We start from the raw sequence: 20,867 nt of genomic DNA, 5'->3' as shown, positions 1-20,867 counted from the left end.
CAGGGATTAAGAAAGCGATCGCTCGCGGCACTTCAAATATGGTCATCCCGGACGTCCAGCGCGTCACGCAGTCCGTCGCCAATGAAATTGAAGCTGGTTACCGCGATGGTGATTGCCGCTCCGGGAATGATTGCCAGCCATGGTGCGCTGCCCAGATATTGCTGGGCGCCATTGAGCATGTTGCCCCAGCTTGGCAGTGGCGGCTGAATGCCGTAGCCGAGGAAGCTGATGTAGGCTTCCATGAGAATGGCGCGCGCGACCGTCAAGGTCGAAGCAACGATAATTGGACCGATGGCGTTGGGAAGTATCTCCCGAAACATGATATGCGTGCCGCTCAGCCCCAGCATTCGCCCAGCCTGGACGAATTCGCGCTCGCGGAGCGAGCGGACCTCGGCCTCCACAATTCGGGCTACTTCCATCCAGCTGGTCGCAGCGATGACGACGGTAATCATTATCGGGCTGGGTTTCAGCGCTGCGGCAAGTGCCAGCACAAGAAAGATAGATGGGAAGGCCAGAAAGGCGTCGACCGTGCGCATCAGCGTCGCCCCGATCCAGCCGCCGCGGTATCCAGCAATTACCCCAACGAGCGTGCCAATCAGCGTCGACAACAGCATGGCGAAGAAGCCCACCAGCAGCGAGATACGTCCTGCCATCAAGAGCCTTGCCGCCAGGTCGCGGCCGAGCGGATCTGTGCCTAGAAAGTGGTGACCCGTAAGCGGAGGAGCAAAGCGAGCCCGCAGATCGATATACAGTGAGTCATACGGCAAGAGATGGGGGCCGAGGACGCAAGCAAGGGTCAGGAAGACGATCATCGCCAAGCCGAGCAGCGCCAGGCGATGTCGCATGAAACGAAGCGCCGCGCGGTTGTTTGTCCAGCGGCTTGGAGCTGCATTTGCGGTGAGAGCGGTCATGTCGGCTGTCTCCTGTCGGGGGAAGTTGCGCGCTCAAGCCAGACGAATGCGCGGATCGACGATAGCGACGACAATGTCGGCGATCAGGTTTCCAAGCAGAACGAGGATAGCCGAGAACATCAAAAGCCCCATCACAACCGGATAGTCGCTGTAACCAAGGCTATCAAGAAACAACCGTCCCATTCCTGGCCAGGTAAAGACAGTTTCGGTCACCAGCGCGCCAGTGAGAACGCTGGGAAGCTGCATTCCGGCCAAGGTAATCATCGGCAAAAGCGCGTTGCCGACGACATGCTTCATCAGAATCCGGCGTTCACTCAACCCCTTGGCCCGAGCCGTCTTGACGAAGTCCTGGCTGATGGCGTCGAGGGTCGCCGTCCGCATATAACGGCTCCAGATCGCGACATGGACCAGCGACAGAACGATGCTTGGCAGGATCAGATGGTGGAGATAGCCCAGGACCGAGCTATCGCCGATCTCGGACATATTGCCCGCCGGCAGCCAGCCCAACTTCAGGGTAAAGATGTAGATGCCGACGAGGCCGAACCAGAAGGTAGGGACCGACAATGCAACCATAGCACCGACAGTTGCGAGATAGTCGAACAGCGAGTAGCGGCGCGTGGCGCCGCGGATTCCAATCCAGGCGCCAAGAGAGATCGCAATCGCGGTTGAGGATCCCATCAGCAGCAGTGTGGCAAAGAGATGGCTGCCAATGATCTGCAATACCGGCGCTCCGTCGCGGAATGAGTGACCCCAGTCGCCCTGCACCAGCCGCCAAGCCCAGTCCAGATATTGGATCCATATAGGCCGATCGAGGCCCAGCAGCCCCTTAAGGCGCTCGATATCCTGCTGGGTCATTCCGGGATCGAGTCCGAATTGCGCCAGCGGGCCGCCGGGAAGGAGGTTCAGAATGCCGAAGCCGATGATCGAAACGATCACAAGCAGCACCAGGCTCTGCGAGAGGCGATTGAGCAGGAAGCCGCGCATTCTGAATCCTCCGTTGTAGGTTGACGATTTCAGTTGTTGCCGCCGCACCAGTGAAATTGGGCCGCGGCAACTGCGTGATTAGGCCTTCCACTGCCAGGCTGCGGCATGCCACGACGCAGTGCGCGTGTTGGCGTTGGGCTCGAAACCATCCAGTCCCTTCTTGCGCCCAAGGACGTTTGTGTACGCGAACAGCGGCAGGAAGGGCAGGTCCTGGCGCACCAATTCCTGCACGCGATTATAGATCCCGCGCCGCTCTTCCGGATCGAAGCTGCGAGCACCCTTTTCGAGCAAAGCATCGACCTCAGGGTTGGAGTATTGCCCGGTGTTCGAACCGTGTCCGCCTTGGGCAGCGATTGCCTTCGTATGGAGGCGGTTTGTGGCGTCGGGGTCCGCGGCAATCAGATAGGTGACTCCTACCATGGCGGTGTCGAATTGCGACTTCAGCCAGAACTCGCCCCACATGACGGCTGGGGGTAAATTCGAGATGACCATCTCGACGCCGATCTCGGCAAATGTCTGCTGCAGGAATTGCTGTGTTTGCTCACGAAGGTTGTTGCCTGACGTCGTCGAATTGGAGAAGGACAGTCGCACCCCATTTTTTGCGCGAATTCCATCTGAACCCGGCGCCCAGCCGGCCTCATCAAGGATTTGGCGCGCCCGGTCCAGATTGAACTCCTGAACCGGCAGCTTCGGGTCGTAGTAGTAGGACTCCTTAGGCATGAAAGTCTCGGTAAGGGCGCCCACGCCGTAGTAGATCGTGTCGACGACCGCCTTCCTGTCGATTGCGGCATAGAGCGCCTGGCGCACCGCCAGTTCCTTGAACTGCGGACGCTCAAGATTGAGATAGATGGACTCGAGCGCCGACCCTGTCTCCAGCGTCACCACGCGATCCGGCAGTTCATGAGCCTCCGTGTAGTGGTCAGCCGTGATGTAGGCTTGGTCGACCACGTCCACGTCGCCGCTCTTGAACTGCGTGTAGAGCACGGTCATGTCGGGGATGTATTTGAAGATGAGTTGCTCGATATAGGGACCTTCGCCGGCATAGTCGGGATTGGCGACGAGTTCGATATGATCGCCCGCGACGCGCTGGCTCCATTTGAATGCGCCGGTGCCGACCGGCGCCTGGTTGAACGCGCCAGTATTCGGATCGGCCTCTTTTTCCAGCATGTGCTTGGGCACGATGAAAGTCTCGGCCAGGAACGACAGATAGGGCGCGAAAACCTCCTTCATCCGCCATGTGATCTCGGTGGGCGAAACCACCTTAATGTCCTGTACGAGCGAATGGCCGCTTGTACGCCAGGCGCGAAACTTCGGGTTTGTGATGAGCTCAAGGGTGTACTTCACGTCCTCGGCTGTGAAGGGTTCACCGTCGTGCCAGCGGACATTGTCACGCAACCGGATGCGCCAGCTGAGGCCGTCTTCCGAAATGCCGCCATTTTTCTGGCTTGGCACCTCGGCTGCGAGATTCGGCTGGAGGACGCCTTTAGCGTCCATCCTGACCAACGCATCGAAAACCGAGAAATGGACCGCGTCATCGACTTCGATGTGCGCCATCAACGGATTGAAGACCGTTGGTTCTTGTGAAAGACCGACGACGACGCGACCGGACGGACCCGCGGCAGGAGTCTTGGCGAAAGCGGGCTTGCCCAGCAGATTGGGCGCGATTATGCCCGCGGCTCCACCTATGGCCATCAGTCGCAGCGCCTGGCGTCTCGAGTAGTTGGAAGTAGTCGTTGAATTTTTGGTCATGATAGTTCCTCTCTTGTTATTCTCATGCGTTTGCTGCAACGGGACGGGCATTGCCCGGCCGCTCCCCTGGGATTGCCGCTACCAGTTGGCGCGTGTAGGCCGCCTGCGGGTTCAAGAATATCTGCGAGGGCGGTCCGCGCTCGACGATCCGGCCCTTCTGCATCACGGCGATTTCGTCACAGATCTGGCTGGCCACGCGCAGGTCGTGCGTGATGAAGACCATCGACACGCCGGTCTCGCGCTGGATCTGGTCCAGGAGCTGCAGGATCTGCGCCTGGATCGAGACGTCGAGCGCGGAGACCGCCTCGTCAGCAATCAAAAGCCTCGGCTTAAACATCAAAGCCCGAGCGATGCCTATGCGCTGGCGTTGCCCACCCGAAAACTCGTGCGGATAGCGGTCGAAGGCGCCAGCATCGAGACCGACATGGGCCAGAAGCACCCGCGCTTCTTCGCGCGCTTGCGTATAAGGCATCCCGTGTGCCACGGGGCCAACCGTGATGATGTGGCCGACCGTTGAGCGTGGGTTCAGGGACGCGAAGGGATCTTGGAAGATCATCTGGATCCGCGGTCTTAGCGGGCGGAACTTCGCTTCGGAAAGCTTTGCTATGTCGGACCCCTCGAACAAAATCTCGCCGCCGTCGCTGTCCAGCAATTTGATCAGAAGCCGGCCCAGCGAGGATTTTCCTGAACCGCTCTCGCCCACGACCCCCAGCGTCCGGCCAGGCGCCAGTTCGAACGAAACCTCGTTCACAGCTTTCACAATTCGCTGCGCGCCGAACAACGCACCGCCGCCACGATAGGTCTTCACCAGACCCTCGACCTTCAGGATTGGCTCCTTGCTGGCAGGCTCCGCACGAGGGCGATCCTCGCCGATCAGATGCGGTACGGCCGCGATCAGGCGCTGGGTGTAAGGATGCTTGGGCGCCTTCAAGACCTGCTCGGCGCTGCCCTGCTCGACGATGTGACCCTTTTCCATCACCACGACACTGTCGGCGATCTCGGCCACCACGCCGAAATCGTGGGTGATGAACATCACGCTCATGCCCTTGCGGCGCTGAATGTCTCGGATAAGTTCCAGGATCTGTGCCTGGGTGGTTACGTCGAGCGCGGTGGTCGGTTCATCGGCGATCAGCACCGTCGGCTCGAGCGCCAGGGCCATGGCGATCATGACGCGCTGCCGCTGCCCGCCAGAAAGCCGGAAAGGATACTGGTGATACATGAGTTCGGGATCTGGCAGGCCCACTTCGGTGAGCAGCTCGATGGCGCGGCTGCGGCAGGTTTTTGGCGTGCCGTATCCATGCGCGGCCATGACCTCGTCAATCTGCGCACCTACCGTCATCAAGGGGTTGAGCGCGGAGAGCGGGTCCTGAAAAATCATCGACACGACCCGTCCCCGCAGGTTGCGCAGCTTGTCGGGAGACATGCCGATGATGTTCATCCCCTCCAGCTGGATCGCACCCGTTGAGACGCGGATCACCTTTGGCAGAAGGCCCATGATCGCGTTTGCCGTGACCGACTTGCCCGATCCGGACTCGCCTATGATGCAAAGGATCTGGCCGCGTTTCAGATCAAACGAGATATTCTCGACCGCATGGACCCGCTCCATGCCGGCCGGCAGACTTACGGTCAGATCGCGCACCGAGAGCGCCACTTCATGAGGAGCTACAGCTTGGATGCTGGCGATCATCGAGACCTCTCCCTTTTCAGCCGCGCTCTTCAGCCCGCTGCGGATTGCGTTGTCGATCTCCGCCCGGGGCGATCAATCGGTCAAACTGTTCCCTATCGTGAACTCTCCGGCTCACTTACAAACCTCCCTGCCATCGTGGCACTGTGTGGCGGATGTCCGGGGAGTAACGGACCTTAATCGACAATGAGTGTGACCCATTCTGGCCGGCAGAGTCGTTGAAATTCGGCACGCAGGCAGCACGAACTTCTGCAAAGGAGGCCAAATTTGGCATTTCACTCTGCGCCTGTTCCAGCGCCACGGGAACAGATCAGGCAAGTGCATCCTTGCGACGACAGTATGTGCCTACCATGGCAAGGAGCCGTGGCTGCTGCCACGGCCGAATCCCTCGAAACCGGGGCGACCATCGCTCCGCCAATGGTGCCAGAGTATCGTGACAGCAGGAGCAACTCATTGCAGCGTCACGCTCATGGTCATCCCGGGCCGATCCGAACAGGTGAGGATATGCCCGGTTCCGGTGGTGAGGACGCAACCGGTCTCGAGCCGCAACAATTGTCCGTCCCCCACGGCTCAAACGGCAGGATATTTCGCCCGCCTACGAATTTCGCGGGTTATGGCTGAAGTCCATGCACTAGGCTTTGTCAAACACAGGTTTCCCGCCCATGCCTGCACCACTCATGCATATCGAAGCCAGTCCATCACTGCCTCGCGAGGCGGAGGTCGTCGTCATCGGGGGCGGCGTGGTGGGCGTGTTCACGGCGTATTATCTCGCACGCCGCGGCGTCAGCGTCGCCCTGGTCGAGAAAGGGCGCGTGGCGGCGGAGCAGTCCAGCCGAAACTGGGGCTGGTGCCGCCAGCAGAACCGCGATGCGCGCGAGCTGCCGATGGCGACCAAGAGTCTCGATCTCTGGGAGAAGGTGGCACAGGAGACTGGCGAGGATACTGGATTTCGCCGTTGCGGGCTCCTCTATCTCTCACAGGACGAACATGAGCTGGCGGGCTGGGCGAAATGGCGTGACTTCGCCAGGACGGTAGGCGTTACGACGCATGTTCTGTGCGCGGAGGAAGCCACCGAGCGGGGCAAGGCGACCGGACGCGAATGGAAGGGCGGCGTTTTCTCACCGACTGACGGAACGGCGGATCCCTCCAAGGCGGTGCCGGTTGCCGCGCGCGGAATCATGGCGGCGGGCGGCACCGTGAATCAGCATTGCGCAGCGCGTGGACTGGAGTTGAGCGCCGGCAGGGTCAGCGGCATCGTGACGGAAGCGGGAACCATCCGTGCGAAGACCGTGGTCATGGCCGGAGGCGCCTGGGCTTCCTCCTTCTGCAACCAGCTTGGTATGCGCTTTCCGCAAGCTGCCGTGCGTCAATCCATTCTAGCCGTGGCGCCAGGCGCAACTGGCCTGCCTGATACCCTGCATACCGCGAGCGTCTCGCTGACGCAGCGCAGCAACGGTGGATACACGCTGGCGATCAGCGGGCGGGCTCGCGTCGATCCAACGCCACAGCAGTTCAGGTTCAGCCGCGAGTTTATACCGATGTTCGCACGCCGCTGGCGCAATCTCGCTCCGGGCGCCTTCGAGGGCTGGCGTCAGGGCCATGAAAGCCTGCGCAAATGGGGCCTTGACGATATTACGCCAATGGAACGGAACCGGATTCTCGACCCGAAGCCTGACCTGGGACAGATTCGGCTGACATATCGAAGAGCCTGCGAATTGATCCCCGAACTCCAGCGCGTCGCGATCTCCGATGTCTGGGCGGGTTATATCGACAGTACACCCGACGGCATTCCCGCAGTCGGCGAAGTGGAGGGGATTCCGGGTTTCATCCTGGCGGCGGGGTTCAGTGGTCACGGCTTCGGGATTGGCCCGGGCGCAGGGCATATGATCGCCGACATAATTTCAGGCAGCGAGCCTATTGTCGATCCGCGTCCTTATAGGCCCGAACGCCTGAAGAGCGCTGCGTGGGGCAAGGTCGCTGAATTCTAAGGAGATCAGCTTGCCAAGGTACAACCGGCGCACACGAGATTGAGGCCGCGAGTGCTCAAAACAGGGAAGTGACGATGCGCGAATATGAGATTGCCGCCATTCCTGCCGACGGGATCGTCCCAGAGGTGATCGCCGCCGGCCTCCAGGCGCTTGAGGCGCTGCAGCAGCGCTGCGGCGACTTCAAGCTGCGCGTCCAGCACTTCGACTGGGGCTCGGACTACTATAAGGCCAATGGCCGGATGATGCCCGAACATGGCATGACGCAACTCAAGCGCTTCGACGCCATCTTCTTTGGCGCGGTAGGCGTCCCCGATCTGCCCGACGACATCACGCTCTGGGGCCTTCGGCTGCCGATTCGGCCCTGGTGATGTGGATTGGGTGATCGTGCGGGAGAATTCGGAGGGCGAGTATTCGGGCCACGGCGGCCGCGCCCATCGCGGGCTTCCCGAGGAGGTGGGAACCGAAGTCACGATCTTCACGCGTCGGCGTCACCCGCATCATGCGCTATGCATTCCGGCTGGCGCGGTCACGGCCGCGAAAGCTCCTGACTGTTGTTACGAAGTCCAACGCGCAGCGTCACGGCATGGTAATGTGGGATGAAATCGCAGCCGAGGTGGCGCAAGAGTTCCCTGACGTCGCGTGGGACAAGATGCTGGTTGATGCTATGACGGTGCGTATGACGCTCAAACCTCGCAGCCTCGATACGATCGTCGCCACCAATCTCCACGCCGACATTTTGTCGGACCTTGCAGGCGCGCTCGCGGGCAGTCTCGGCGTTGCACCGACCGCCAACATTGATCCCGAGCGGCGCTATCCCTCGACGTTCGAGCCAATCCACGGATCGGCTTTCGACATCGCCGGCAAGGGCATTGCCAACCCCGTGGCCACCTTCTGGACCGCTGCCCAGATGCTCGAACATCTGGGCGAAGGCGCAGCCGCCTTCCGGTTGATGAGCGCTGTAGAAGCGGTGACGAGTGAAGGCGTGCTGACGCCGGACGTTGGTGGGACAGCGACCAAGTAGGAAGTGACGGACGCCGTCTGCCGGACGGTCCGCGGTTCAAAGGTGTGACAGGTTTGCGATGAAGCTCGACAAGATCGACATCAAGATCTTATCCCAACTGCAAAAGAACGGGCGCGTCACCAACGTCGAGCTTGCCGACCTGGTCAACCTTTCGCCGAGTCCTTGCCTGATGCGAGTGAAAAAGCTTCAGGCGGAAGGCTTCATTACCGGCTATTCCGCCCAGATCGACGTGTCCAAGCTCGGACAGACTCTAACGATCTTCACCGAGGTTACGCTCAAGCACCATCAACCGTATGACTTCGCGAGATTTCTCACCGCCATTCAGAAAGTCGATTCTGTTATCGAATGCCATCTGATTTCGGGCGGATACGATTACCTTGTGAAGTTCGTCACGGCGGGCGTAAGCGAGTATCAGACGATCATGGAGCGCATGCTCGAAATGGATATCGGGATCGACAAATATTTCAGCTTCGTCGTGCTGAAGTCACCGATCGTAAAATCCCATTTGCCTCTCGACATCATTTTCGACAGATGAAAAGGCGCGCTCGGCGGTCGTGAGAGCCATACACTGTTCCGCCACGTTTGTGCAACGTAAGGACGTTCCACATAGCTGAAATTGCCAAGTTCGCTTCGGCGATGGCATCGGTCAACCCTTCATCGTTGCCCGCACGTCCTTGTCTTCGAGCGTTTGATCCAGCGTCATTCGCGTGCGTTCGAGGATACCATCGATATCGTCGTCCGTGCAGCAGAGCGGCGGCGCAAAGCCGAGAATACCGCTGTTGAAGGCGCGAATGACAAGGCCGTTCTCCCACGCGCGGTCGAAGATGCGGCGCCCCGGATCGGCGGCCGCCGGCAGTGGTGTTTTGCGCTCCTTGTCCGTGACAAGCTCGATTGCGGCCAGCATGCCGCGACCGCGAATATCGCCAACCAGCGGGTGATCGGCGAGCGAGCGGAGGCCGTCCATCAGGCGATTCCCGGCCTTGCGCCCTTTCTCGAGCAAGCCATCTTCATAGAGACGCAGGCATTCGAGCCCGACTGCCGCGCTCACCGGATGGGCTGAGTAGGTATAGCCGTGGCCGACAGCCGCTTTGCCGGCTCCGTCCGCGATCGTATTATACACATGGTCGGTCATGAAGACGGCGCCCATCGGCACGTAGCCCGACGTCAGTCCTTTCGCGGTGGTCATCAGATCCGGCACGACCTCGTCCTCCTCACAAGCGAAAAGGGGGCCCGTGCGGCCAAACGCAGTGATGACTTCGTCGGCAACGAACAGAACGTCGTGTTCTTTGCACACGGCGTGCAGGGCCTTTAGCCAGCCTGCTGGTGGAACCAGGACACCACCCGAACCCTGGATAGGTTCAGCGTAGAAGGCCGCGACGCGATCGGCGCCCAGTTCAGCGATTTTGGCGCGCAGCGCCGCGACCGATGCATCGATGATCGCCTGCGGGTTGGCACCGACCGGATTGCGATAGGCGTAGTGCGAGGGGATCTTGTGCTGCCAGTCGTAAGGCACGCCAAAGCCCGCATGGAAAGCCGGCAGCGCGGTCAGACCTGCCCCTACCGTCGAGGATCCATGGTAGCCATACTCGACCGAGATGAACTGGTCTTTTCGCGGCGTACCCTTGGCGTGGTAATAATAGCGAATGAAACGGATCGTGCTGTCTATCGCGTCGGAACCGCCCAGCGTGAAATAGACATGGTTCAGATCGCCAGGCGCCAGTTCGGCAAGCCGGGCGGCAAGACGAATGGCCGGCTCCGACCCCAGCCCGAAATATCCCGTCGCATAAGGGAGCTCTCTTAGCTGCTTGGCCGCTGCCTCGACAACACTTTCCTGCCCGTATCCGATGTTTACACACCATAGACCCGCGAATCCGTCCAGCAAGGTTTTCCCGCTTGCCTCGGTCACCGTCGCGCCCTTGGCGGATTTGAGCACCCGCACGCCCGTCTCTTCGTGGCTCCGATAGCATGAAAACGGGTGAACCAGATGTGCGCGATCGAGTTCGATCAGGGAGTTTGCAAGCATTTCTTCCTCCGATTTCAGCGTAGCGCCTGACTGACGAGCGCATAAGTCCGGTGTGGTGTGGTTTCGTCCTTCGGCTCGCCTGCGGTTCGTCGCATCGTTATGCCATCGCCGACGCGAGCCAGTCGGCGCCGGGTAAACCATTCGCCGAGGTCTGTGGATTCGTCCGTGTCGATGCGGACAAACTCGCCCGGACAGTCGGCCAGCAGGAAATCGATCACGCATCTCGCTTCGTAAAGGTTCCTCGCCACCACCGGCCCAATGACCAGCCCGCGGCCAAACCGACGAATTGCCGCAAACGCCTGAACATCGCCTTGATCGCGAACGACGGCGAACTTCGCGCGCTCGCGCAACGAGCGCATGAGCGCCGACCGGTCATGACCAAACGCCGCCCGATCCAGAGCGACAAGGCGCGCCTGGTCGCCGTCCTCGCTCCATGACACATGTTCCGGCGCGTCTACAGGCGGCGCCAGGCCTTGGTGCTGCACTATCTTGCCGGTCGCGACAAATCCCAGCTTCTCGTAGAGCGGAAGCCCTTCCTGAGTCGCCACCAAATAGCAGGTGCGCTCGCCTGCCTTGGCAAGCGCCTCCTCCATCAGCCTGCGCCCGAGCCCGCGACCGCGCATTGCGGCATCGACGATGACCATGTTGACGGTAGCGGCATCGTGGCCATAGGGCGTCATCAAGATCGTCCCCACCACGCATCCTTCCTCCTGGACAACCACGCCTTGGCTGAGCGATTGCATCAGTTCCCAGTCTTCACGACGGTGCGGCCATCCGACCTGGCGGGACAATTCGACAGCATCGTTCAAATGCTCGGTTGTCATTGTTTTGAGCGTGACGCGCTCTGCGGTCATGGGTGGTTTCCCGGCCTGAATTCTTCAATGCCAAGTTAGGCTGCGGCCGACAGCAGTTCCTCCCGACGCGTTCCGGTAGGTGAGGTCTTTTGACTTTCCTTTGCGGCCGGCGCCGCATTTTATGCCGACGAGCCGAGGCGAAGAAGCTCCTGGCAAATTCGCAACCAGGTCGTGCGCAACTCTCTGCCAAAGCCCTACCACGATACAAAACAATCTGCTTCGAGCGGCAGAGAATGCGGCGACTAGTCCTTTCCGCTGTTCGTTATGATCCTTGTCGTAAAAGGCACGCTGTGCCGCCAGAATAGGAAGGATAGACGGCAATGACGCGGTTTAGACCGAAATACATCACCTTCGATTGCTACGGTACGCTGACCAATTTCGACATGGCCGGCGCGGCGAGACGAGTTTACAGTGCGGAGCTCTCCCCAGCCGCAATGGCGCAGTTCATCAAGGATTTCTCGGCCTATCGCCTCGATGAGGTTCTTGGCGCTTGGAAGCCCTATAGCGAGGTCGTGCACAATTCCGTGGAGCGCGCCTGCAAGCGCAACAACGTGACGTTCCGGCCTGAGGATGCGCAGCGCATTTATTCGGAAATACCGACATGGGGTCCGCACCCGGATGTCCCTGCCGGACTGGCCAAGGTCGCCAAGGAAATCCCGCTGGTGATCCTGTCGAATTCCATGAAGAGCCTGATCATGTCGAACGTAGAGAAACTCGGCGCACCCTTCCACATGATCATCACGGCCGAGGAGACTGGCGCCTACAAGCCGCACATGAAGGGCTTTGAATATATGTTCGACAAGCTCGGCTGCGGCCCGGAGGACATTACGCATGTGTCGTCTTCATTCCGCTACGATCTCATGACCGCCTATGATCTTGGCATCAAGAGCAAAGTGTGGGTGAACCGTGGCCACGAACCCGCGAACCCTTACTACGAGTACACCGAAATCAAGGACATCGGCGGTCTGGCTGGCGCCGTCGGACTGGAGCCCGTTCGCGAATTGGCCTGAACGTCTGTTGCCAGTGTAGTCGGGCCAGGTAGAGGCGCTTCCACCAGGTTAATAACCACTGGGCGCAATACAAGGAAGGGGCGGGTTTCACCGCCCCTTTCTTGTTGTTCCAATGCTTGGAGCAGAAGTTGTTTCCACCTGCTTGCAAGAGAACTAGTTAAGCCCGCCAACATGAAGCGTCTTGACCTCGAGATATTCCTCGATGCCGAGCTGCGATCCTTCGCGACCCACCCCTGACTGCTTGACACCGCCGAAAGGCGCTACCTCGGTCGAGATCATGCCTGTGTTGAGCCCGACCATACCAAACTCCAGCGCCTCGGCAACACGCCATGACCGTTTGAGATTGTCGGTGTAGAAGTAGGCGGCAAGGCCAAAGGGCGTACCGTTCGCGATCGCGATGGCCTCTTCTTCGGTCTCGAAGCGAAACAGCGGGGCCACCGGGCCGAACGTCTCTTCCGATGCCAGGAGCATTTCGGTGGTAGCCTCTCCCAGCACAACGGGCCGTGCATACTGCTTGCCGTCCGGCACCGTCTCGCTTTGGGCGATGATCCGCGCGCCTTTCGCCTGTGCATCCGCGATGTGACGCTCGATCTTGTCAATCGCGGCCGCATTGATCATCGGGCCGATCTCAGTGCCGTCGTCGGTCCCTGCGCCAACCTTCATTCGCGATACGCGCTGGCTCAGCTTTTCTGCGAAAGCGTCGTACACGCCCGTCTGCACGAGAATCCGGTTCGCGCAAACGCAGGTTTGACCGCCATTTCGGAACTTGGATGCGATTACCCCCTCCACTGCATTGCCCAGATCGGCGTCGTCAAAGACGATAAAGGGCGCGTTGCCGCCGAGCTCGAGGCTGAGCCGCTTGATGCTATCGGCCGCGCCACGCATGAGCAGCGCTCCGACGCGGGTCGAGCCGGTGAACGAGATCTTGCGCACCGTCTCGTTAGCCATCAATTCGTTGCCGATTTCGACGGGCATGCCGGTCACAATGTTGATCACGCCGGCAGGAATACCTGCCCGTTCCGCCAGGACGACGAGCGCCAGCGCCGAGAATGGCGTGAATTCCGACGGCTTGATGACAACCGTACAACCCGCGGCCAGCGCCGGCGCCACCTTGCGCGTGATCATCGCGTTGGGGAAATTCCATGGCGTGATGATGGCACAGACGCCGACGGCCTCCTTCAGCACCAGAATGCGGCGATCGGGCGTGGGCGACGGAATGGTCGCGCCACCGATCCGGCGTGCCTCTTCGGCGAACCATTTCACGAAGGAGGCGCCATAGCGGATTTCACCGCGTGCCTCCGCCAGAGGCTTGCCCTGTTCCAGCGTCAGCAGCAACGCCAGGTCCTCTTCATTTTCCAATATCAGGCTGTGCCAGCGTTCCAGAAGCGCTCCGCGTTCGGCATGGGTCCTGGCCTTCCAGTCCTTGAACGCCGCCTGGGCGGCGTCTACTGCAGCCCTTGTCTCATCCCGGCCCATGTCGGGCACGGTTCCAAGCACCTCCAGACTGGCCGGATCGGTCACATCGACAGTCGCGTTGCTGTGCGCATGCTGCCAGACATCGCCAATAAGTCCCCGCTGGCGAAACAAATTCCCATCCTTCAGGAAACCGATCTTCGTTATCGCGTTCATGGTCTTTTCCTCTGCTCCTTCAGCTTAATCCTGCCAGCACGGCTTGCGTGATTGCTTCAGTCGTGTCCTTGCCTGCAATCGTGCCTATCCCACGTGTGGTTGCGGACTCGATCGCCGACATCACTTCGGCCGCGGCCTGCCCCTCGCCCAAATGGCCGAGCATCATGGCGCCGGACCAGATCGCGGCGATCGGATTGGCGATGCCGAGATGCGCGATATCGGGTGCCGAACCATGGACAGGCTCGAACATGGAGGGCGCGCTGCGATCGGGATTGATATTGGCGGAGGCGGCGAGACCCAGTCCGCCCTGAATGGCTGCTCCAATATCGGTGAGGATGTCGCCAAAAAGGTTCGAGGCGACGATCACGTCGAGGCTTTCAGGCGCCAGGACCATGCGGGCGGCAATGGCGTCGACGTGGTAGTGCGAGACCTCCACATCGGCATAGTCTTTCGCCACCTCGCGCGTGACCTCATCCCAGAAAACCATCGAATGTCTCTGCGCGTTGGATTTGGTGACGGATGCGAGCTGCTTGCGACGCGTCCGCGCCTGTTCGAAACCGAAACGGAGGATTCTTTCGACGCCCTCACGCGTGAAGATTGCCGTCTCGATCGCGACCTCATTGGCCGTGCCGGAATGAATGCGCCCACCGGCGCCGCAATATTCGCCTTCCGTGTTCTCGCGGATGCACAGGATGTCGAAACCATCACGGCGAAGGGGTCCCTGAACGCCTGGCAACAGCCTGTGCGGGCGTGTGTTGGCATACTGCGTGAACCCTTTGCGGATCGGCAGAAGCAGCCCGTGAAGCGATACGGAGTCTGCCACCTTCGCTGGCCACCCCACAGCGCCGAGGTAAATCGCATCGAACTTCCGCAGCATCTCGACGCCGTCAGGCGGCATCATCGCCCCGGTTTCCAGATAATAGGCGCACGACCATGGAAATTTCGTATGATCAAGGGCGAAACCGCCTCGCTTTGCCGCCGCCTGCAGCACCTGCCATCCCGCCTCGGTCACATCCTTGCCGATGCCGTCGCCGGGAATGAGCGCTATCGTGTAAGCCTTCATTGAGATCCTCCTGGAGACCGATGGGTACCGAAGGTCGCAGCTTGCTCAACACGCAGCGACAATAGGTGTCTCGTACCGAGTTTCATCGGGACAATAGTCGACAGCGCGCCGCATTTTCCGCCGAGGATGAGCCGCCCGACGGCGTCGAATCGCGTTGGGCGTGACCTGGAAAGTCGATTGTTCTGGATCCGCCGCGCGCTCTTCGGCCGGACTTTGAGCGTTGAGCTCAGTCGTAAACGCTGACGTAGATCTTGCGCACGGTTTCGATCGTGCGCCACACGCCGACAAAACCCGGCTTCATCACGAAACTGTCGCCGGCACGGTAAGTCTTGGTCTCACCGCCTGTCTCCTCGATTTCGACGAGACCCGAAACGATGTGGCAGAATTCGCAGGTAGTGCCTTTGATCGAATGTGTCTCGCCGGGCGTCGCCTCCCAGACGCCGGTCAGGACCTTCTCGCCTTTCGATGCGTCCTGCGCCCAAGTCTTGAAGGAGGGATTGCCGGAGATGAGCCGCTCCGGAGCCGGTAATGCCTGCTTGGGCGCGAAGGCTGGATCTGTGTCGATCGTGATCAGAAGTGACATGTCATGTTTCCTGGTTAGTAGCCGAGTGTCCGATCGACGAGGCCGATCAGTTCTTCTCCGGCGCGGTGGCGCCGGATATTGTCCACGACGGATTTCGCCGCAGAATCTGCTTGCGTTACGGAAGCGATGTGCGGCGTGATCGCCACCTTCGGGTGTCGCCAGAGCGGATGGTCGTCTGGCAGCGGCTCGGGATCGGTGACATCGAGCATCGCGGCAGCGAGGTGACCGTTGTCGAGAGCCTGGACAAGGGCGGTTTGATCTAACTGCGGCCCGCGGCCGACATGCAGCAGCCTCGCCCCGGCTGGCAGCCGGGAGAAGAGTTCCGCATCGAGGATGCCCCGGGTTTCTTCCGTCAGCGGCAGCAGGCAAACGAGAATATCTGTCTGCGCGAGAAAACCGGCAAGCTGGGCGGCGCCATGAAAGCAGGTGACCCCTTCGATCTCCTTACTGCTTCGGCTCCAGGCAGCGAGGGGAAAGCGAAACGGCAGCAATCGCTCGATGGCGGCCTGCGCCAGCATGCCAAGGCCAAGAAACCCCACCCGGCGTTCGGTCGCCTGCGGAGCGGCAAGACCCCGCCACGTCCGGCACTTCTGGTGTTCACGATACGCCACCATATCCCGGTGGAGGCTCAGCACGCCGAGGACGACATATTCCTGCATCATGCGAATGATGCCGTCCTCGATCATGCGCACCAGTTTCGCCTGCCGAGGCAGGCTTTCACGCTTGAACTGGTCGACGCCGGCGCCAAGCGAAAACAGCACTTCGAGATTGCGATAGCGCCCGATGTCATCGGGCGCCGTCCAGGTCAGAAGGTAGCGCACCTTCTCAGGGTCGACACATTCGCTGCTGTGGAACAATTCCACGTCCGGAAGCTCGCGTGCGAAGACCTTGCGGAAGACCGCTGCGCGCACCGGGTCGGAATTGAAAAGAAAAGCCATGAACCTGCCCTCTCCCGCTATGCGACAAGGCGCATGCCGAGACGCTCGATCATGCTCTGGCAGGCAGCAAGTTCGCCGATCTCGATATACTCGTTGGCACGATGAGCCCGGCTGATATCGCCGGGACCGCATATGATCGCGTCGATGCCGGCCTGCTGATAGAGGCCAGCCTCCGTGCCGTAACTCACCGCAGGCAGCGGCTCGCGCCCCGTCAACTCGCCCAGAAGGACCGCCAATTCACTCCCTTGCGCGAGCGAGAGCCCCGGATAGGCGCTCAACTCACGCCACGCCACCTCGAAGCCGCTGTTACGTAGAGCCATTAGCTGGCCCTTTACGGGCTCGAGCAAAGATGATGGGGAAACACCCGGCACGGCACGGACCTCGATGTCGGCGGTGCAGCGATCGGGGATGATGTTGACGGCTTGGCCGCCCGCGATGACACCGACCTGCAGTGACGAGTATGGAGGCTCGAAATCCGCGTCGAACGGCCCGTTCGCAAGGGTCTGGCCATAGGCCACGACCTGCGTGACGAGACCTGCCATTGCGTGCACGGCATTCAGTCCCAGCTCGGGCCGTGAAGAATGGCCGGACCGTCCGCTCACCTCGAGCCGCGCAGCCACCTTGCCTTTGTGCCCCCGCACGGCTTCCATCCGGCTCGGCTCACCGATAATCGCGCCAAGCGGCTTCTCGCACAGGTTTGGCAGAGCGGCGATGAGATGCGGCACACCACGGGCACCTGCCTCCTCGTCATAGGAGAATGCGAGATGAATGGGCCGCTGCAAGTTCATTGCCGCAAGCCGCGGCAGGGCGGCCAGCACGCAGGCGAGAAAGCCCTTCATGTCGGAGGTGCCTCGACCATGAAGCCTGGCGCCGTCTTGACGCAGCACAAAGGGATCCGAGTTCCATTCCTGTTCCCCGGCCGGCACGACATCCATGTGGCCCGACAAGATGTAGCCGCGGGCGCGCCGCGGTCCGATTGTGACAAACAGATTAGACCGGTCGCCTTCGGGCCCGCGAAGGACGGTCGCTTCCGCTCCGGCCGCCTCGCAATATTCACGCACCCAGTCGACGATCGCGCCATTGGGCGAGCCCACGACCGAGGGGAACGCAATGAGCCTCGCAAGAATTTCCTCAACATTCACCGGGCGCCGCTCCACACGCAGTTCGCTGGATGCGACAAGTGTGGCAGCAGGCGAGAGCATTCCGTGCCGAATGAAGCTATGCTTTGGCGGAAGATTTCGAATATCGGCCCGGAACCAGCGAAACCTGCTGGCTTTCGGGTGCAATCATAGGGCAAAAGACAGCTGCGGAACCGTCAGCGGCATCAGGACGTGCTAGCAAGCACTGGACTTGGACAAGGAGCGGGTCGACTGAAATGCAGAGATCAGTGCGCCTGAAGTCTTTCGAACTGGTCGCGCGGGACATCGACGAAGTCGAAGTCGATCTGCTCCACGCGCTCTCGATCTCAGTCCGCTGGCCGCATCGGCCGAAGGACTGGGATATGCTGCGCCGTGCGGGCCGCGGCATCGTTGCCGTAGACGGCATTGGCCGGGTTTTCGGCAGCGCGATGTGGTTTCCGCAAGGAGATGATTTCGCCACCATCGGCGTGGTGATCACAACGCCCCGCACACAAGCGCAAGGCGGCGGCCGATGGCTCATGGACCAGGTACTCGAGCAATGTGGCGATCGCAATTTGGCGCTTAACGCCACCCATGCCGCCTATCCTCTCTATGTCTCACTTGGTTTCACGACCGAGGGAATCGTATTCATGCGCCAAGGGGAGGTTTCGTCGGCACTCCCGGCTATGCCGGCCATGGATGGTGAATTGCAAGTGCTGCCGAGCGACAGGCTGAAGGCAATCATGGCGCTCGACAAGCGTGCGTTTGGGACAGACCGCGAGAGGCTGCTCGCACTGCTTTCGGCGAATGCCTCAATCCAAACTTTGAGCCGTGGCGGCGAGATCGTCGGCTATTCCATGTGTCGCGAATTCGGGCGTGGTTATGTGATCGGTCCGGTGGTCACGCGCAGCGATCTGGACGCGGTCCATCTCACCGCCGTTCATTTGAGAAATCTTGCAGGACGCTTCGTCCGAGTCGATACCCGGGAGAAGGATGGCGTGTTTGCCACGTTTCTCGAGCAGTGCGGCCTTGGCGTTGCCGAGACCGTTACGACCATGTCCAAAGGGCGCCGATTCCTGAACCGGGAAGAAAACGGACCGTGGGTTTATGGATTGGCCGGCCACGCATTGAGCTGAGGGCCGCACCACAATGTGGCCAAGACGCCTGCTAGGCGAGTGTGGGATGCCGTTCCCACCCTTGTCGCCGTGGCGTTGGCATCTCTGGTTTGCCGTTCGCTTTAGAGCCTTTCAGGTTTTGACGGAAGCGTATCCAGCGTTGTTGAAGTAGTTTGAGCATTCGTTGGGTTGTATGGTTGCGACGAGGTGTCCGATGTGTCGCCAGGTATCGGTGATGGTTCGCTTTTGGGCGGCTCGCATCCAGTGCTTGATCTTGGCGAAGGCCTGCTCGATGGGGTTGAGATCGGGCGAGTAGGGCAGCAGGTACCAGAGCCTGGCGCCTGCGGAGCGGATCATTTGCCGGATAGCGGCCGACTTGTGGGAACCGAGATTGTCCATGACGACGATGTCGCCGGGTTCAAGCACGGGCACGAGCTGATGCTCGACATAGGCTCGGAAGCACTGGCCGTTGATCGGCCCGTCGAAGACGCAAGGTGCAGTCAGCCGATCGCAGCGCAGCGCTCCGAGGAAGGTCAGCGTGCGCCAATGGCCATGCGGAGCCAAGCCGCGCAGGCGCTTGCCCGTCGGCCCCCAGCCTCGCAGCGGCGCCATGTTGGTCTTGATCCAGGTCTCGTCGATGAAGACTAACCGTCTCGGGTCGAGGCCGATCTGCCAGGATCGCCAGCGTTGACGCCGCCGCGCGACGTCGGCGCGAGCCTGCTCAAGAGCGAACAGTGTTTTTTTTGAAGCTTAGGCCCTCGCGCCGCAGGAACCGCCACACCGCGTCGTGCGACACCTTCACACCACGCGCCGCAAGCTCATCCTTCAGGCGATGCACCGACAGATGCGGCGTTTGATTGATCCGCTCTGCGATGAAAGCCCGGTGTGGCTCCAAGACACGCTTGCGGTGACCGCCCATCTTACCAGGCGCGACAGAACCGGTCGCCCGATAGCGCTGCGACCACTTCACCGCCGACGACACCGCTATGGTAAGTTTGATCCAAAGACGACTTACTTATGCTGAGACATTGACGGCCGCTTCGCGCCCCCATCTCGGTCATTCGTGGCAGCTTGGCCGCTCTTGCAGGCATTGATTGGCCTGTCCGGGATCGTCGCGCGAAACTAGCTGAAGATCAGAGCTATGTGCTTGATGTGATCCGAAGGGGGACGGAGAAGGCGCGAAGCCAGACCGATGCAACGAAACGGGAAGTCGTAGAGGGTCTCGGCTTGGCGGCGCTCTAGGCTCTGCTCTGGGTCGGGGTTATCGGTTTCTGATCGCTGCCGGTCGAACACCGTTCGAGTTGGCGCGTTATCCTATGGCTTGCAGGACCCCTTGAGACATTTTGACGATATCCGCCTTTCGAGGATGCAACGTTCAAGTCTCAAACGCCGTCACTCCGACGCGCGGCCGTGGCCGCGAGTATTGCAAATATCCGACCACGAGACGGGTGGCCTCGTCGACGAGCGTTCTAATCATTTTGTCAGAAAGTTTTTCATCGCTATGCAACACGGCAGTGTGGGCTAGCGCCTCGATCGAGGTCACACACACAAAAGCTGCAAGTGCCAGGTCTGCCGCGCGTAACTCGTCTCTGTGACTTTCGAGATAGGCCTTGAACATGGCATGGGCCTCACGATTGAAGGCTTCTACATTCTCAAGGCGTCCCGTACGGGGTATCTGCTCGGCAAGGACACGGTGCAGTTTGGGATCGATGCGATGCGCCTCGATCGCAACTGCGATATGCCGGCGCACGGCTTTTTCAGCCGGCTGCGACGCGACCTCCGCAAAAGCTCCGCGCACTAGCTTCATAATTTCTTGATTGTGACGATCGATTACGGCGGCGACGAGCGCCTCCTTGCCAGGATAGTATTGGTAGAGCGAGCCAATGCTCACGCCCGCCTCATCGGCGATCCGGTTGGTGCTTGCCTTGTCAAAGCCTTCCCTGATCAAAATGCGAGCGGTCGCCTCAACAAGTGCATCGACTGTTGCGCGTGACCTCTCCTGAGACGCGGTCTTCCTTGGGCTCGTGCTCGGCTTTGATCCCATGACGCCCTCGTCACCAATGCGAGTAGACAATTGTGAGCTATCACTCGTATTGTGTCTACAAATCTTTCTGCACGATGGAACCGGACGAAATGCTTTATGGAACTGTTTTGGGAATTCATCTCTATGCCATGTCCGCTGCTTTGCACCTTTCGT

Annotated in this window: 16 protein-coding genes and 2 pseudogenes; 5 read left to right on the top strand and 13 right to left on the bottom strand. The window is 60.4% G+C overall.

Annotation, left to right across the window (positions count from 1 at the left end):
* Positions 1-32: 32 nt before the first annotated feature.
* The 4 genes from FJ964_RS25365 to FJ964_RS25350 all read right to left on the bottom strand — a co-directional run bounded on the left by FJ964_RS25365 (position 33) and on the right by FJ964_RS25350 (position 5,331).
* Positions 33-911, bottom strand: coding sequence for an ABC transporter permease (locus tag FJ964_RS25365; RefSeq protein WP_140552927.1), 879 nt, complete (start codon positions 909-911; stop codon positions 33-35).
* 33 nt (positions 912-944) lie between these two features.
* Complete coding sequence (locus tag FJ964_RS25360) at positions 945-1,895, bottom strand: ABC transporter permease (RefSeq protein ID WP_140552926.1); 951 nt, start codon at positions 1,893-1,895, stop codon at positions 945-947.
* A gap of 78 nt (positions 1,896-1,973) precedes the next feature.
* A complete protein-coding gene (locus tag FJ964_RS25355; RefSeq protein WP_140552995.1) occupies positions 1,974-3,644 on the bottom strand; it encodes a peptide ABC transporter substrate-binding protein in 1,671 nt (556 codons plus the stop codon).
* A 22-nt stretch (positions 3,645-3,666) separates the two neighbouring features.
* Positions 3,667-5,331 (bottom strand): ABC transporter ATP-binding protein, encoded by a 1,665-nt coding sequence (locus FJ964_RS25350; protein ID WP_140552925.1) that lies wholly within the window; start codon positions 5,329-5,331, stop codon positions 3,667-3,669.
* Between the two features lie 659 nt (positions 5,332-5,990).
* Here FJ964_RS25350 and FJ964_RS25345 point away from each other — a divergent pair.
* From FJ964_RS25345 to FJ964_RS25335, 3 genes and pseudogenes are all read left to right on the top strand, one after another.
* On the top strand, positions 5,991-7,316 hold the full coding sequence (locus tag FJ964_RS25345; RefSeq protein WP_140552993.1) for an FAD-binding oxidoreductase: 1,326 nt from the start codon (positions 5,991-5,993) through the stop codon (positions 7,314-7,316).
* A gap of 74 nt (positions 7,317-7,390) precedes the next feature.
* Positions 7,391-8,337 (top strand): annotated as a pseudogene (locus tag FJ964_RS25340) (isocitrate/isopropylmalate family dehydrogenase).
* Between the two features lie 58 nt (positions 8,338-8,395).
* The gene (locus FJ964_RS25335) at positions 8,396-8,872 is read left to right on the top strand and encodes an Lrp/AsnC family transcriptional regulator (RefSeq protein ID WP_140552924.1); all 477 of its coding nucleotides are present in this window, start codon (positions 8,396-8,398) and stop codon (positions 8,870-8,872) included.
* A 111-nt stretch (positions 8,873-8,983) separates the two neighbouring features.
* Here FJ964_RS25335 and FJ964_RS25330 read toward each other — a convergent pair whose 3' ends face one another.
* Entirely contained in the window at positions 8,984-10,360 is a 1,377-nt protein-coding gene (locus FJ964_RS25330) for an aspartate aminotransferase family protein (RefSeq protein WP_140552923.1), read from the bottom strand.
* A 14-nt stretch (positions 10,361-10,374) separates the two neighbouring features.
* A complete protein-coding gene (locus tag FJ964_RS25325) occupies positions 10,375-11,214 on the bottom strand; it encodes a GNAT family N-acetyltransferase (protein WP_140552922.1) in 840 nt (279 codons plus the stop codon).
* Positions 11,215-11,534: 320 nt separating this feature from the next.
* Between FJ964_RS25325 and FJ964_RS25320 the strand changes: the two genes are divergently transcribed.
* On the top strand, positions 11,535-12,224 hold the full coding sequence (locus FJ964_RS25320) for a haloacid dehalogenase type II (RefSeq protein ID WP_140552921.1): 690 nt from the start codon (positions 11,535-11,537) through the stop codon (positions 12,222-12,224).
* A gap of 153 nt (positions 12,225-12,377) precedes the next feature.
* Here FJ964_RS25320 and FJ964_RS25315 read toward each other — a convergent pair whose 3' ends face one another.
* The 5 genes from FJ964_RS25315 to argE all read right to left on the bottom strand — a co-directional run bounded on the left by FJ964_RS25315 (position 12,378) and on the right by argE (position 17,579).
* On the bottom strand, positions 12,378-13,853 hold the full coding sequence (locus FJ964_RS25315; RefSeq protein WP_140552920.1) for an NAD-dependent succinate-semialdehyde dehydrogenase: 1,476 nt from the start codon (positions 13,851-13,853) through the stop codon (positions 12,378-12,380).
* 19 nt (positions 13,854-13,872) lie between these two features.
* A complete protein-coding gene (locus FJ964_RS25310) occupies positions 13,873-14,916 on the bottom strand; it encodes a tartrate dehydrogenase (RefSeq protein WP_140552919.1) in 1,044 nt (347 codons plus the stop codon).
* 226 nt (positions 14,917-15,142) lie between these two features.
* Complete coding sequence (locus FJ964_RS25305) at positions 15,143-15,499, bottom strand: cupin domain-containing protein (RefSeq protein ID WP_140552918.1); 357 nt, start codon at positions 15,497-15,499, stop codon at positions 15,143-15,145.
* A gap of 14 nt (positions 15,500-15,513) precedes the next feature.
* Entirely contained in the window at positions 15,514-16,437 is a 924-nt protein-coding gene (locus tag FJ964_RS25300) for a glyoxylate/hydroxypyruvate reductase A (RefSeq protein WP_140552917.1), read from the bottom strand.
* Positions 16,438-16,454: 17 nt separating this feature from the next.
* Complete coding sequence (argE, locus tag FJ964_RS25295) at positions 16,455-17,579, bottom strand: acetylornithine deacetylase (RefSeq protein ID WP_140552991.1); 1,125 nt, start codon at positions 17,577-17,579, stop codon at positions 16,455-16,457.
* A 233-nt stretch (positions 17,580-17,812) separates the two neighbouring features.
* On the opposite strand from argE, the gene FJ964_RS25290 reads away from it, so the two are divergent.
* Entirely contained in the window at positions 17,813-18,691 is an 879-nt protein-coding gene (locus FJ964_RS25290) for a GNAT family N-acetyltransferase (protein ID WP_140552916.1), read from the top strand.
* Positions 18,692-18,802: 111 nt separating this feature from the next.
* Here FJ964_RS25290 and FJ964_RS25285 read toward each other — a convergent pair.
* Together FJ964_RS25285 and FJ964_RS25280 are read right to left on the bottom strand one after the other, a co-directional pair.
* Positions 18,803-19,658: pseudogene (locus tag FJ964_RS25285) on the bottom strand (IS630 family transposase); the annotation flags it as partial.
* 387 nt (positions 19,659-20,045) lie between these two features.
* Entirely contained in the window at positions 20,046-20,714 is a 669-nt protein-coding gene (locus FJ964_RS25280; RefSeq protein ID WP_140552915.1) for a TetR/AcrR family transcriptional regulator, read from the bottom strand.
* Between the last annotated feature and the right edge of the window lie 153 nt (positions 20,715-20,867).

Source organism: Mesorhizobium sp. B2-3-2, assembly GCF_006442295.1.
GTDB lineage: Bacteria > Pseudomonadota > Alphaproteobacteria > Rhizobiales > Rhizobiaceae > Mesorhizobium.
The sequence above is the reverse complement of the archived record's forward strand: the minus strand, read 5'-3'. Positions and strand labels throughout refer to the sequence as shown.

What these genes read in the sequence shown, in the direction of transcription:
- FJ964_RS25365 (WP_140552927.1), bottom strand. Translation starts at nt 911, where the DNA reads ATGACCGCTCTCACCGCAAATGCAGCTCCAAGCCGCTGGACAAACAAC.
- FJ964_RS25360 (WP_140552926.1), bottom strand. Translation starts at nt 1,895, where the DNA reads ATGCGCGGCTTCCTGCTCAATCGCCTCTCGCAGAGCCTGGTGCTGCTT.
- FJ964_RS25355 (WP_140552995.1), bottom strand. Translation starts at nt 3,644, where the DNA reads ATGACCAAAAATTCAACGACTACTTCCAACTACTCGAGACGCCAGGCG.
- FJ964_RS25350 (WP_140552925.1), bottom strand. Translation starts at nt 5,331, where the DNA reads ATGATCGCCAGCATCCAAGCTGTAGCTCCTCATGAAGTGGCGCTCTCG.
- FJ964_RS25345 (WP_140552993.1), top strand. Translation starts at nt 5,991, where the DNA reads ATGCCTGCACCACTCATGCATATCGAAGCCAGTCCATCACTGCCTCGC.
- FJ964_RS25335 (WP_140552924.1), top strand. Translation starts at nt 8,396, where the DNA reads ATGAAGCTCGACAAGATCGACATCAAGATCTTATCCCAACTGCAAAAG.
- FJ964_RS25330 (WP_140552923.1), bottom strand. Translation starts at nt 10,360, where the DNA reads ATGCTTGCAAACTCCCTGATCGAACTCGATCGCGCACATCTGGTTCAC.
- FJ964_RS25325 (WP_140552922.1), bottom strand. Translation starts at nt 11,214, where the DNA reads ATGACCGCAGAGCGCGTCACGCTCAAAACAATGACAACCGAGCATTTG.
- FJ964_RS25320 (WP_140552921.1), top strand. Translation starts at nt 11,535, where the DNA reads ATGACGCGGTTTAGACCGAAATACATCACCTTCGATTGCTACGGTACG.
- FJ964_RS25315 (WP_140552920.1), bottom strand. Translation starts at nt 13,853, where the DNA reads ATGAACGCGATAACGAAGATCGGTTTCCTGAAGGATGGGAATTTGTTT.
- FJ964_RS25310 (WP_140552919.1), bottom strand. Translation starts at nt 14,916, where the DNA reads ATGAAGGCTTACACGATAGCGCTCATTCCCGGCGACGGCATCGGCAAG.
- FJ964_RS25305 (WP_140552918.1), bottom strand. Translation starts at nt 15,499, where the DNA reads ATGTCACTTCTGATCACGATCGACACAGATCCAGCCTTCGCGCCCAAG.
- FJ964_RS25300 (WP_140552917.1), bottom strand. Translation starts at nt 16,437, where the DNA reads ATGGCTTTTCTTTTCAATTCCGACCCGGTGCGCGCAGCGGTCTTCCGC.
- FJ964_RS25290 (WP_140552916.1), top strand. Translation starts at nt 17,813, where the DNA reads ATGCAGAGATCAGTGCGCCTGAAGTCTTTCGAACTGGTCGCGCGGGAC.
- FJ964_RS25280 (WP_140552915.1), bottom strand. Translation starts at nt 20,714, where the DNA reads ATGGGATCAAAGCCGAGCACGAGCCCAAGGAAGACCGCGTCTCAGGAG.